Genomic DNA, 12,206 nt, shown 5'->3' on the forward strand with positions numbered 1-12,206 from the left:
GAAAATGATATTTACAAAATATATTTCTTTTCTTGTGTTGTTATGCTTAATGGCTTGTTCATCTTCGAAACACGAACAGAATGACTCTTTACCTGAAATTCAGCATGGGAATAGTCTGATGGAATCTGCAAACCAATTGATGAAATCTAATAAGATGGAATCTGCATTGGGAATTTATAAACAAGCGTTTGATCAATTCGCACTCATAGATGATGTTGAAGGGAAATTCAAGTCGACTATTAGTATGATTAAAGCTTTGATTTTGCTGTCAGATTATGAACGTGCTGAAATTCTGCTGAATAGCGTGAGAGCTGCTGGAAACGTTTCAAATGATTTAAATGAAAATTATGAACTTCTGCGTATAGAGTTTTTCTTATCAAAAAAAGATTTTGATAATGTTAAGCAATTAACCGAAACTTCAAAGATTGAAAAGTATTCAAACCGTGTTTTTCTTCTTATGACAACATATCGTATTAAAGCACTGCAATTAATGTCGCAAGATTATTCGAAGGAGTTACGGACATTAACACAAGCACTTCACTTGATAGAGCAAGAGGAAGAAGCTTTTCTGAGTCTGGAAATTTCAGATATTGAATTTATTAATTTTACTCTCGGTACTGTCCGTTTGAGTGAAAAAGAGTTTACAGCAGCTGAAAAACATTTTTTAGAAGGATTGAGTTTGTCAAAGCAAACCGGTGACTACAGAAGTATAGGCGATAATCTATTTCAACTTGGATTAGTCAATAAAGAATTACTGAACTTTGACAAATCATTGGAATATCTTTATCGTGCAGCGGATGTATATGAAGTGCTTAAAGATTCATCTGGAGTCGAGAGGATTAGATCAATTATTAAAGAAATGAAACATAGTGGGAAATGAGGCTGGTTTATCAAACCGCAATTGACTTTGTGTTACACACTGTTCAATCCGATTTAAGTTTAAATAATATTTTATTAGATTACGATTGACAAAATAGAAAGCAAACATGAAATGGAAGATTTAACCAACTTATTTGAAGTCCAAAACCTCACTAATGTATCTATTTTAAAGTCTAAGACTAAAAGAACAACTGTTGAAATCGCGGCATCTCTTAAAGAATTGTTAAACAAGCTGATAGCTGAAGAGGGGCGCAACATTTTATTGATTGATCTTTCAGAAGTCGAGTTGGTTGAAAGTTCATTCCTCGGAGCAATCGTCTATGCATATAAAGAGACCATGCAAAGAAAAGGTACTATAAAAGTTTTGGTAACAAATGCAGTTGTCTATGATCGATTCATTCTAACTCAACTAGATAAATTATTCGAGATATTTAATAATCGCGAGGAAGCATTAAAAAGCTTTGAATAATTTTCATCTGAAGCGAATTTCTTAATTTTTCCCTTAAATTAAAAAGCGACTAATGTCGCTTTTTTTTGTGGAGATAAGGGGAGTCGAACCCCTGACCTTCTGAATGCCATTCAGACGCTCTCCCAGCTGAGCTATATCCCCATTATGTAAAAAACAAAATTCAATCCATCGAGCAAACTGGAATACGCTCTCCCTCCGTTAGCTAACGGATGAGCTATATCCCCATTATGTAAAAAACAAAATTCAATCCATCGAGCAAACTGGAATACGCTCTCCCTCCGTTAGCTAACGGATGAGCTATATCCCCAATAAATTGAAAGAACAAAATAATTTTTCAATTCAAATATATCTGTATCATTATTGAAAATCAAACGCTCTAAGAAGACCTGATTAGAAAAATTCAGATAAGCGATATTCGAGTTCGTCAATAGTTTTATCGCTTAATGTCATCATCACATAGTCGGCAAAATTATTCAAAATCACCAGCGAATTTATACTTGCATCTTTATTGGATAGATTAACAATTTTTTTTGAAACATTATGATTTAAGATTCTAATGTCATCATAAATCTTTTCAAGATTTTTCATCTCCCAATCAGGCACTTCATTTCTTTTTTTCTTAAGATGCTGTGCAAGCAGATAAATTGAGAATGCACGAACTTGAGTCTCTTCTAATGTAGCAAATGGCAGATGAAAGTAGAGAAGCGGTTTCAATTTGCCAATTATTGGGCAGCCGGAGGTGACCATCATTATTCCAAGCAAACTGCTAATACCAACTTGAAGTGCAGTTTTCTTATGATAATCTCTATTTGTTGTTTTCACAGTGATGTCGACCATTTCGTAAGAAAGTTCATCGTTGAAAGCGTCCAGAATATCGATCAAATTGAGTGCTAATGGGCAATAATAAATTTCGTGTTCATCTAACGGACAGTGTTCGCACTTGAATTCCGTAAGTTTCGCCCAGTCCGGAATATCTCTTTTTACTGGGCTAATTATTCCCATCGTATCACGATGGACATGAACATCAAACTCTTTTTTTCTTCCATCAGGGAATTCGAAAGTATATTGAAATTTTATTTCTGGTTCATGCTTTGAATTCGACATCTAACTCCCATGAATTTTACCGAATATTAATCTATCGATACTTAAACTTCAAGCAATTATTTCTTCAACCTCGATCTTTTATAATTAGAAAACTCAAATAAACATCACAATTAAAACTTCATTTCATATTCTTCCAATAAATTATAACTTGCATGAACAAATGAAAGGCTTAATTGATTTGAATAAAATTCTTATAGTGCTCGTAATCGTTTCAATGCCAATACTTCATTCTGCATGCGAGGATGAAGGGGTAAAAGTTGATGATGTAATTATTCCAAGCTCAAATGTTTCATACGCAGAGCATATTCAACCAGTCTTTAACTCTAAGTGTGCGCTTTCTGGATGTCATGATGATGCCAGCAAACAAGGCGGATTGGGTTTAACGACTTGGCTCAATACAACTTCAAATTTTTTAGTTGTGTTCCCTGGAAATCCTGATGCGAGTAAATTAGTCCTTGCTGTCGAAGGAAAAACAACAAATCCGATGCCTCCGCCTGGAAGATGGCCTCTCACAAAAAATCAAATCACCGCAATTCGAACTTGGGTGAAAGAAGGAGCGAAGAATAATTGAGAATTGGGAACTTGACTGACGACAGACAAGATTGAGAATGGATGATGGAGGATTGATAAATAACTGAAGTTACGCAAAACAGCCATTCTGAATCCGTCTACTGACGGATGAAGAATCTAATTATGCAAATATCATCGTTTTTTAGATGTTTCGTCCCGATTCCTCGGGACTCAACATGACAATAAGACCATTCTGCGTAACTTCAGTAAATAAAATTAAGAATTAAATATTTTCAGATTACATGTTACACTTTCCATTTTCCAATTTACATTATTTCAGCCATCCAATTTTTTTGTACCAATCGATTGTCTCCTTGAAGCCTGTTTCTAAATCTATTTGCTGCCTAAAGCCAAAATCTTTCATTGCATTTTGAACACTGCAAGTCCAATTCTGCTGGATCATTTCATTTGCTTTCTCAAGATTCAAAATTGTTGCTTCTTTTCTGAAATAACTAAAAAATTGTGAAATCGCTGCAACTATAAATACAATAACATGCGGAATTCTTATTCTCATAACTTTTTTATTCAATAATCGAGACGCAAGTTCACCGACATCTTTCCAATTATAATACTTTTCATCTGCAATGAAGTAAGTTTTTCCATGCGAATTTTCATTCTCTGCTGCTAGTAATATCCCTCGTACAAGGTCGGATACATGGACCAATGAAATATTTTTCTCATCAAATCCGATCATTGGCTGCAATCCTTTTGAAATCGTTTGGAAAAAAATTAATATTTCCGGATCTCTCGGACCATAAACTGCCGGTGGACGGCAAATTGTAATCGGTAGATTTTCTTTTTCAGATAGTACTTCCTTCTCTGCGGCCATTTTTGATCGTCCATAAGTCGTTACTGGATTAAATTCGGTATCTTCATGGATTGGCTCTCTTGTTGAGCTTGGACCAACTGCTGCCTGTGAACTCACATGAACGAACCGCTTAAGAGTTGGATTCGAAAATTTTACTGCATTTAATAGATTTCTTGTAACTTTTTGATTTCCTTCATAATAGCCCTCTTTAGTTTTTGATTTGATTACACCGGCTACATGAAAAATGTAATCACAATCTGAAACGGCATTCTTCAATCCGTTCATGTCATCATAATTACAATTCACAATTTCAATCGGCTGATCTTTCACCCATCTTAAGCTGCTTCCTCTTCTTGCAATTACTTTAACTTTATAGTTTTTCGATATAAGTAGATCTACTAGATGACTCCCTACAAATCCACTGGCTCCGGTTACGAGTGCTATTGGCTGATTTTTCATTATTTTGAGTTCAGATATTTATTGACATTTCTTTAGTTTGAAGTTATTTTTCGACGAATTTAATTAACAATTGCATTCGAAACAAAAATTATATTGAATTATTAAGGAGTACAAGTGGATTTATTCGAAAAATGTTACAGTTTTACACGCGCTGACGAGGTCAAGGCATTAGGTTACTATCCGTATTTTAGAGCTATTGAAGAAAATGAGGGTCCTGTTGTTCAGATTGAAGGCAGAAAAATAATTATGGCAGGCTCAAATAATTATCTCGGTTTGACCGCTCACCCAAAAGTAAAAGAAGCTGCGCTTGAAGCTGTAAAAAAATACGGGACGGGATGCTCAGGTTCACGATACCTGACTGGAACTCTTGATTTGCACATTGAGCTGGAAAAACGATTAGCTAAGTTCATGAAAAAGGAAGATGTACTTCTTTTCAGTACTGGTTTTCAAGCTGCACAGGGAGTAATACCGGTTTTGGTTCAGCGCGGCGAATATATTGTTTCAGATAAAGATAATCACGCAAGTATTGTATCGGGAAACTTGATTGGAAAAGCCATGACTGCAGGTTTCGAACGATACAAGCATAACGACATGAAAGATTTAGAAAAGGTTTTAGCTAAGCTGCCGAAAGATGCACCCAAATTGATTATCAGTGATGGTATTTTCAGTACTACTGGAACAATTGCCGATGTACCAAAAATCGTTGAACTCGCTAAAGCGTACAATGCAAGAATACTTCTTGATGATGCCCATTCAGTTGGAGTAATCGGTGAAGGGGGACGCGGGACGGCAAGCCACTTCGGAATGATAGATGAAGTTGATATGACAATGGGAACGTTCAGTAAAACATTCGCTTCACTTGGCGGTTTCGTAACTGGAGAAAGCAAAGTAATAAATTATATAAAACATCATTCGCCTGCATTAATTTTTAGTGCAAGCCCAACCCCTCCATCAGTTGCTGCGGCTTTGGCGGCTCTTGATCTCTTAGAGCAAGAACCTGAGAGAATCGATCGGCTTCAAGCCAACTCGAAAAAAATTCAAGAAGGATTCAAAAATCTTGGATTTAACATTATCGAAAGCACATCGGGGATAGTTCCTGTAATAATTGGAGATGATATGAAAACGTTCATCTTCTGGCGTAAACTTTACGATGCAGGAGTTTTCGTAAATGCATTTGTTTCACCCGGAGTTCCAGCAAATATGGCAATGCTTAGAACAAGCTATATGGCAACACATGAAGATGAACATTTAAATAAAATCATAGAAATTTTTAGTGTGATCGGTAAGGAACTTGGAGTAATAAGTTAATTACACTTTCAAATACAAAATACTTTAAACTAAGAGGGCTTAAATGTCTGTAAAAATTCGAAGAGTTGAATCAAAATCAGATCTAATGAAATTCATTAAGCTTCAGTGGAAGTTTTATGACAATCATCCGAACTGGGTTCCGCCTCTTATTATGGATAGAGTTAAACTATTAAACAAAAAGAAAAATCCATTCTTTCAGCATGCTGAAATGGAAATGTTTCTCGCAGAGAGAAACAGTGAGCTTGTTGGACGGATAGCTGCCATTAAAAATGATATTCATAATAGTGTTCATAACGAGAAAGTAGGATTTTTTGGATTCTTCGAATCGGTCAACGATCAGGAAGTTGCAAATGCACTATTTAAAACTGCAGCGGATTGGCTAAAATCAAAAGGATTAACAGAGATGCGCGGGCCTGCAAATCCATCGAGTAATGATGAATACGGATTACTTATTGAGGGATTTCAATATCCGCCTGTTTTACTAATGACATATAATCCTGAATACTATATGGAACTTTGCGAAGGATATGGCTTAAAGAAGGCAAAAGACCTGTATGCCTACAAGCTTGATTATAACAAAGTCACTACTGTAGAAAAAATAGCTCGTGTTCAGGAGGTTGCAAAAAAAAGATATAATCTGAAAATCACACAATTGGACATGAAAAATTTCGATGAGGAACTAAAAAAAGTAAAACATGTCTACAACAAAGCATGGGCGCCAAATTGGGGATTTGTTCCTATGACCGATCAAGAAATTGATGCAATGGCAAAAGATTTAAAAATGCTGGTTGTACCGGAACTTGTCCTTTTTGGTGAAATTAATGGACAAGTCGTCGGCTTTTCTTTGACTATGCCGGATTACAATCAAATCTTCAAAAAGTTAAATGGACATCTTTTCCCGTTCGGATTTATAAAACTTTTAACTCAAAAGAAAAAGATCAATTGGGCTAGGGTACTTACTCTCGGCGTTATTCCGGAGTATCAGAAAAGAGGATTAGATGCAGTATTGTACTATGAAATTGTTCACCGGGCACATAAACTTGGAATTGATCTTGGCGAGGCCGGCTGGGTGCTTGAAGACAACGAAATGATGAATCGCGGTGCGCAATTGATGGAAGGCGAATTGTACAAGAAGTACAGAATCTATGAAATTCATTTATAAGATTACTGTACAAAGCTTATTATTTTTTTTATTTCTATTCTTTGAAACAAGTTTTCCTCAAGTTCTGCATGAGGCAGAAGGATTTGCTTCTTACTACGCAGATGATTTTCACGGACGGAGAACCTCCAACGGTGAGATTTATGACATGCATAAATTGACCGCCGCACATCCTTATCTTCCGTTCAACACTTGGTTAAAAGTAACTAATGTCGCCAACGGCAAAACAGTAACTGTTAGAATTAACGACCGCGGCCCATTTGCACGAAACAGAATCATCGATATGTCTTTTGCTGCAGGTAAAATTTTGGGGATGCTCGGACCCGGATCAATTTATGTCCACTTGGAAATTGTAAATCCTCCGATTGAATCAAACGATGATAAGTCAAATGTATCCATCCCAGAATTGGAGTCGGATGAGATCTATTTGCGATTCCGATCAAAACCGATCGAACGATCCACAGTTGGGACAATTTCAAATTATGGACTATATAATTCGGAAATGCAAAGAGTTAATGCTTCAGGATTTGTGATCCAGCTCGCAAGTTATTCGGATCTTCGAAGTGCAAAGCTTTTTCTCGAGCAGACTGATGATATTCCGTCAAATGAGTTATTTATTCAATATGCTGACAATGGTAAGTACAGAATTGTAGTCGGTCTGTTTAGGAGTCGGGATGAAGCTGAAAGGAGAAAAAGTCAGATCCAGAATCATCATCCAGGATGTTTCGTCCTAACCCTTCGTTAATTATCTCTCGTGAATTTTACTGAAACTCATCAAAATTTCTTTCATCGTTTTTTCATTACGAATCAGATCATCCGCTACGCAAAAAGTGAATGCAACTAACGGTCTCATTGGATCGCGCACAACGACTATGAAAAAGTAGATTTGTTCATCAAATTCTACTGCATATCCGGATCCTTCTGAAAGCAAAGCTGCAAAATTATTCACTTTCACCTCTTCATTCTTAATGAACAGATCGAAAGTTTCAAATGGAATTCTTTTTTTGATTTCCAACACGAAATCTTCCGGCTGTAATCCAGCCGATGGGCGAAATAATAAAAATCCGATCAAGTTATCGGTGCTTACTGCAAAAACTTCATCCTGTTTTAAGTCAACGTCCCAGTTTGAAGGGAGAGAAAAAACAATGTTGAGATAATCTGCAGAATAAATTTGCCAATCATCTTGAGCATTAGCATAATTGAATTGGATTATTAAAAATATAAAAAGTGAAAAGACGAGTAGATTACTTTTTTTTATGTTCATCATATGCCGAAATGTGAGCAGGATCAATTTTTTTAAGTGATTCAAATATGTTTTTATCACGATAGTTTGCGAGGACTTCACAAAATTCTAAATATTTAGTATCAAAAAATACACGAAGCAATGTGCTTCTAGAAAATACTTTCGCTCTTAGTTCTTCAATAGTTTTGATAAAGTTCATAAGTTGCGAGGCTGGTGCTTGGGGTTCTTCAGACTGCAGGTCTAAACCATCGTAATGGTATTCAAAATAACTCTTGCGAAAATCTTGAAATTTTTCATTGAGAATTTCAGAAACGAAATCAGATCGTGAAAAAGTTGTTTCCCCCTTCTGCCAGCCGGCTGAAAAACTCGATGATGCGCCTTGATTTGCAATTGATAAAGCTTTTGTAAAATATGCCGTGCCTCCTGCTGGTTCGTAGGAATCGAAATCAAATCCGAGCGCAATGTATACATAATAATCCAAAAAACTTGTCAACGGATCGAACATATTGGGATTAAAATAAAGAGTTTGATTCTTGTCATAAATGAAATCCCAATTGGTGTCCATGTGTTTTAGCATCAACGAGACTTTTTGCGAATTGAAAATTGGGCGCTGACTTGTAATCACAACCTGTGCATTGTACCTATTTGACGAACTTGCCGAACGTACGAGTATTGACATATTCAACGGGATCTTTGGACTTGTCCAATTGATACCCGTCCACCGATTTTTATTAACATAATCTTCAATCAAATTCTTAAATGAAGCCAGATTTTCTTTATACTGGACAGCAAGCGGTTCGACGTTCATATTCACCGTGAGCTGAATTTCTTGTGCATTAGAAATATCAACTATCGAGGCGAAAATGAAGAATGATGCAAATAATATTTTATAAAATTTGTTCATTTGGTTTATTCAATTTTCTTGATTTAATATATCATTTTGGATATTATGCTTCAACTTAAACTGCAATAGGAATCGTGTGATATCACTTTCAAAATCTCTAACTTATCTTATAATTCTTAGTTCCATTTTTATCTTTTACAGCTTTGTGGAAGCACAAAATCAGCCTGGTGCTAGACAAAATGCTATGGCAAATTCTTTTAGTGCAATTGCAGACGACCACTGGGGTACATTTTACAATTCAGCCGGAATTGGTCAACTTACTTCACGTGGAGTAGGTGCTTTTTATTCACCTTCACCTTTCGGGATGAAAGAATTTGCAACAGGTGCAATTGCCTATGTTGAACCTTTCTCATTTGGGAATATAGGAGTCACTGCTCAGACTTACGGATTTGAACTTTACAGAGAAAATTCTTTTTCGCTCAGTTATGCGCAAAACTTTTTTCCAAATTTTTATGCTGGAGTTCGAGTAAAATACAATACACTAACAATTCAAAATTATGGAAGCGATAATATCATTGGGATCGATATTGGTTTCCTTGCACAGCTAAGTGATGTAATGAAAGTTGGATTTGCTGTTGTGAACTTAAATCGACCGGCTTGGGGTGAGGCAAAAGATAAACTTCCGCAAATATTCCGCGGAGGTTTTTCATATCTGCCGCTGAAAAATATTTTACTTGGATTTGAAATTGAAAAAGATGTCCGTTACCCTTTCAATTTGAAATTTGGACTTGAGTATAATTTATTGGAAATGTTTGCTTTGCGCTTTGGCTACAATAATTCACCTTCAAAATTTGCCGGAGGATTTGGTGTAAGCTATTCAATCTTTCAAATTAACTATGCAGTACAATCGCACCTTGATCTCGGCTTAACTCATTTATTCGGAATAGATTTTAAGTTTTAGTCTATGTTCAAAATCATCTCATTAATAATTAGAAATTCGTATTTAGGAATTAGAATTTCCTCGCGCTGCAGAGCTAAGTTTTGGGCACATGCATTCTCGCTTTTCAGTTTTCTTTTTTTGCTTATGCCTTCAAGTTCGGTTGGACAAATTATTGATACGACTGACACTTCAGTGCAGAATGAATTCGAGGAAATTTTCGAAGAGATAATTGAAGACACAGAAGATACTCAAGCTTATGAAATGGTTGAATATTTGCTCGAAAATCCGATTGAAGTGAATCGTGCAGCTATAGATGATCTAACTAAAATCCCTTTTATCAATTCCCAATTGGCGGATGACATAATCAAATACCGCGGACAATATGGGAGTTATTATACTATCGGTGAATTGAACAATGTACCGGGAATGACAAAAGAGCTCTTCGCTAAAATTAAACCCTATGTGGTAATCGATAAATCTCGTTTCGCAAAATTTGATGAAGAACAAAACGCTTGGGAAGAAGTCCAGAGAAAAAGTTTTTCTCAGTTGACAGATATTGAAATCCGCTCACGGACAACCTCGGATCTGCAAAGAAGAAAAGCATTTACAACCGGAAAATATTATGACTCGCCTATCAAGCAATATCAAAGAATGAAGCTTGCTTACGATAAAACTTTCAAATTGAATCTGCTTGCCGAAAAAGATGCAGGAGAAAAAAGTTTGACCGATTTCTACAGCGGGAATTTGAGCGTTAACAATTTTAGTGTGATTAAAAATTTTGTCGCCGGAGATTATGTTCTTGAATTCGGACAGGGATTAACTTTATGGCGGCAAATCGGTTTTTCAAAAGGTGCGGATGCAATCTATCCGATGAAGAAAAAGGGGAGCGGTGTTATTCCTTATACAAGCTCAGACGAAAATCAGTTTTTCCGCGGTGCGGCTGGTTCAATCAAATATTCAGATTTTATATTCCACGCTTTTTATTCTGCAAATACTTTTGATGCAAATATAGACACATCGACCGGATTTATTTCGAGTCGCCCAACAGATGGCTATCATCGTTCTGAAAGTGAACAGCTTAAGAAAAATCAATCGAATGAAAAAATGTTCGGAGGAAGGATCGATTATCAACTGAGCAGAAGAGTCGGTTTCGGATTGATGCATTATCAGAGCAGGTTCAACAATTCTTTGGCTCTGAACTCAAGCTTTAAGAGTTTTGAGGACTCATACAATTACACTTCATTCGATTTTAATGCGTACTTTGAAACGCTGAATATTTACGGCGAGATCTCTCGCGATAAGAATAATGTATTTGCTACGATAGTTGGACTCCAGTCCGGAATCGGAAGGGCAATCGATTTTGTTATCTTGTTTAGAAATTATCCAGCGCGTTTTCTGAATTTACACGGATACGGATTCGGTGAACGGAATGGCACAACCAGGAACGAGACCGGAATATATTCAGGCGTTAAGCTCACAACAAGATACGGCAGAGTAAATTTTTATTACGATCATTTCTATTTCCCGTATCCTCTTACATACGATAAATCTCCCACAAAAGGTTATGAGTTTTTGACCGAGTATGTTTCGCCGACTTTTTCGGGTTCAACTTTTTTAATCCGTTATAAACACGAGAATAAAGAATTGAACGAAAAAGGTTTGGATGAATACAACCGAACGCAGCGATTTTCAGTAAATCGGCTTCAGCAGAATCTACGCTTTGAAGTGCAAAAGGTTTTGACTTCAAATGCACGGGTCAGATTTAGAACGGAAATAGTCGACGTTTATTACACAAAGCTTAAGCCGCACGAAGTCGGTTATTTGGTTTTTGGAGATGTGCGAATTGAACCTATCCGTAATTTGAAAGTAAGTTCTCGTATAATTTATTTCCAGACGCAGACCTACGACTCACGCGTTTACGAATTTGAGAACGATCTGACTGGAGTGCTTTATAATCCCGGATTATATGGACGCGGAATGCGATGGTACGTTGTTGCTCAATATAAGATTTGGCGAATGCTCACACTTTCTTTTAAGTATGCAGAGACTTACAGAGATGACGTAAAAAAGATAAGCTCCGGCGATTCTGAGATAAATAATAATTTGGATAACAAGCTGAGTCTGCAGATCGAGATCAGATTATAAAATGTTAATCCCGCAGAGTTTACTGTTGTAAGCAGGGCGGGCAAGCGTCGATCGAAGATCGTTAATAGTGAATTGTTAATAGGACTAAAACTGAAGTTGTTCACTTCATGAAAATCAATTTAATCTTTCATTTAAGTTTGAAGCTTTATGAATTTACCCGCCGAAGCTTCAGTGTAGGCGGGTTTATCCTCTGCATGCGAACTTTCCAACTTTATGAACTTTAGAAACTTTTTACTACTTCGCTATTGACAAAAGAAAGTCCGTTTGCTAAAATGCGG

General features: G+C 36.4%; 12 protein-coding genes and 1 tRNA gene. 8 read left to right on the forward strand and 5 right to left on the reverse strand.

Annotated features, from left to right (window positions below):
* Positions 1-4: 4 nt before the first annotated feature.
* Together FJ213_07185 and FJ213_07190 are read left to right on the forward strand one after the other, a co-directional pair.
* Complete coding sequence (locus FJ213_07185; GenBank protein MBM4175941.1) at positions 5-880, forward strand: tetratricopeptide repeat protein; 876 nt, start codon at positions 5-7, stop codon at positions 878-880.
* Positions 881-991: 111 nt separating this feature from the next.
* A complete protein-coding gene (locus FJ213_07190) occupies positions 992-1,348 on the forward strand; it encodes an STAS domain-containing protein (GenBank protein MBM4175942.1) in 357 nt (118 codons plus the stop codon).
* Positions 1,349-1,413: 65 nt separating this feature from the next.
* Here FJ213_07190 and FJ213_07195 read toward each other — a convergent pair.
* A tRNA-Ala gene (locus tag FJ213_07195) sits at positions 1,414-1,489 on the reverse strand.
* 249 nt (positions 1,490-1,738) lie between these two features.
* A complete protein-coding gene (locus FJ213_07200; GenBank protein MBM4175943.1) occupies positions 1,739-2,452 on the reverse strand; it encodes a hypothetical protein in 714 nt (237 codons plus the stop codon).
* 160 nt (positions 2,453-2,612) lie between these two features.
* Here FJ213_07200 and FJ213_07205 point away from each other — a divergent pair, with 160 nt between their 5' ends.
* Complete coding sequence (locus FJ213_07205) at positions 2,613-3,023, forward strand: hypothetical protein (protein ID MBM4175944.1); 411 nt, start codon at positions 2,613-2,615, stop codon at positions 3,021-3,023.
* A 270-nt stretch (positions 3,024-3,293) separates the two neighbouring features.
* On the opposite strand, the gene FJ213_07210 is transcribed toward FJ213_07205, so the two are convergent.
* Positions 3,294-4,289 carry an NAD-dependent epimerase/dehydratase family protein gene (locus FJ213_07210; GenBank protein ID MBM4175945.1) on the reverse strand — a complete coding sequence of 332 codons (996 nt, stop codon included), beginning with the start codon at positions 4,287-4,289 and terminating at the stop codon, positions 3,294-3,296.
* A 114-nt stretch (positions 4,290-4,403) separates the two neighbouring features.
* On the opposite strand from FJ213_07210, the gene FJ213_07215 reads away from it, so the two are divergent.
* The 3 genes from FJ213_07215 to FJ213_07225 are packed head-to-tail and all read left to right on the forward strand — an operon-like array spanning position 4,404 to position 7,501.
* Positions 4,404-5,597 carry a pyridoxal phosphate-dependent aminotransferase family protein gene (locus tag FJ213_07215; protein MBM4175946.1) on the forward strand — a complete coding sequence of 398 codons (1,194 nt, stop codon included), beginning with the start codon at positions 4,404-4,406 and terminating at the stop codon, positions 5,595-5,597.
* A gap of 43 nt (positions 5,598-5,640) precedes the next feature.
* Positions 5,641-6,759 (forward strand): hypothetical protein, encoded by a 1,119-nt coding sequence (locus FJ213_07220; GenBank protein MBM4175947.1) that lies wholly within the window; start codon positions 5,641-5,643, stop codon positions 6,757-6,759.
* Entirely contained in the window at positions 6,743-7,501 is a 759-nt protein-coding gene (locus FJ213_07225) for a septal ring lytic transglycosylase RlpA family protein (protein MBM4175948.1), read from the forward strand. Before FJ213_07220 ends, FJ213_07225 begins: the two co-directional genes overlap by 17 nt.
* Here FJ213_07225 and FJ213_07230 read toward each other — a convergent pair whose 3' ends face one another.
* Positions 7,502-8,023, reverse strand: coding sequence for a hypothetical protein (locus FJ213_07230; GenBank protein MBM4175949.1), 522 nt, complete (start codon positions 8,021-8,023; stop codon positions 7,502-7,504).
* Positions 8,001-8,903: a DUF4835 family protein gene (locus FJ213_07235; GenBank protein ID MBM4175950.1), complete on the reverse strand. Its 903-nt coding sequence runs from the start codon at positions 8,901-8,903 to the stop codon at positions 8,001-8,003. Before FJ213_07235 ends, FJ213_07230 begins: the two co-directional genes overlap by 23 nt.
* 76 nt (positions 8,904-8,979) lie before the next feature.
* Here FJ213_07235 and FJ213_07240 point away from each other — a divergent pair, with 76 nt between their 5' ends.
* Both FJ213_07240 and FJ213_07245 read left to right on the forward strand, forming a co-directional pair.
* Entirely contained in the window at positions 8,980-9,804 is an 825-nt protein-coding gene (locus FJ213_07240; GenBank protein ID MBM4175951.1) for a hypothetical protein, read from the forward strand.
* A gap of 3 nt (positions 9,805-9,807) precedes the next feature.
* Positions 9,808-11,928 (forward strand): helix-hairpin-helix domain-containing protein, encoded by a 2,121-nt coding sequence (locus FJ213_07245; protein MBM4175952.1) that lies wholly within the window; start codon positions 9,808-9,810, stop codon positions 11,926-11,928.
* Positions 11,929-12,206 lie beyond the last annotated feature (278 nt).

Source organism: Ignavibacteria bacterium (assembly GCA_016873845.1).
Taxonomy (GTDB): domain Bacteria; phylum Bacteroidota; class Ignavibacteria; order Ch128b; family Ch128b; genus JAHJVF01.

Coding starts and splice junctions, on each gene's coding strand:
- FJ213_07185 (MBM4175941.1), top strand. CDS start 5: ATGATATTTACAAAATATATTTCTTTTCTTGTGTTGTTATGCTTAATG.
- FJ213_07190 (MBM4175942.1), top strand. CDS start 992: ATGGAAGATTTAACCAACTTATTTGAAGTCCAAAACCTCACTAATGTA.
- FJ213_07200 (MBM4175943.1), bottom strand. CDS start 2,452: ATGTCGAATTCAAAGCATGAACCAGAAATAAAATTTCAATATACTTTC.
- FJ213_07205 (MBM4175944.1), top strand. CDS start 2,613: ATGAAAGGCTTAATTGATTTGAATAAAATTCTTATAGTGCTCGTAATC.
- FJ213_07210 (MBM4175945.1), bottom strand. CDS start 4,289: ATGAAAAATCAGCCAATAGCACTCGTAACCGGAGCCAGTGGATTTGTA.
- FJ213_07220 (MBM4175947.1), top strand. CDS start 5,641: ATGTCTGTAAAAATTCGAAGAGTTGAATCAAAATCAGATCTAATGAAA.
- FJ213_07225 (MBM4175948.1), top strand. CDS start 6,743: ATGAAATTCATTTATAAGATTACTGTACAAAGCTTATTATTTTTTTTA.
- FJ213_07230 (MBM4175949.1), bottom strand. CDS start 8,023: ATGATGAACATAAAAAAAAGTAATCTACTCGTCTTTTCACTTTTTATA.
- FJ213_07235 (MBM4175950.1), bottom strand. CDS start 8,903: ATGAACAAATTTTATAAAATATTATTTGCATCATTCTTCATTTTCGCC.
- FJ213_07245 (MBM4175952.1), top strand. CDS start 9,808: ATGTTCAAAATCATCTCATTAATAATTAGAAATTCGTATTTAGGAATT.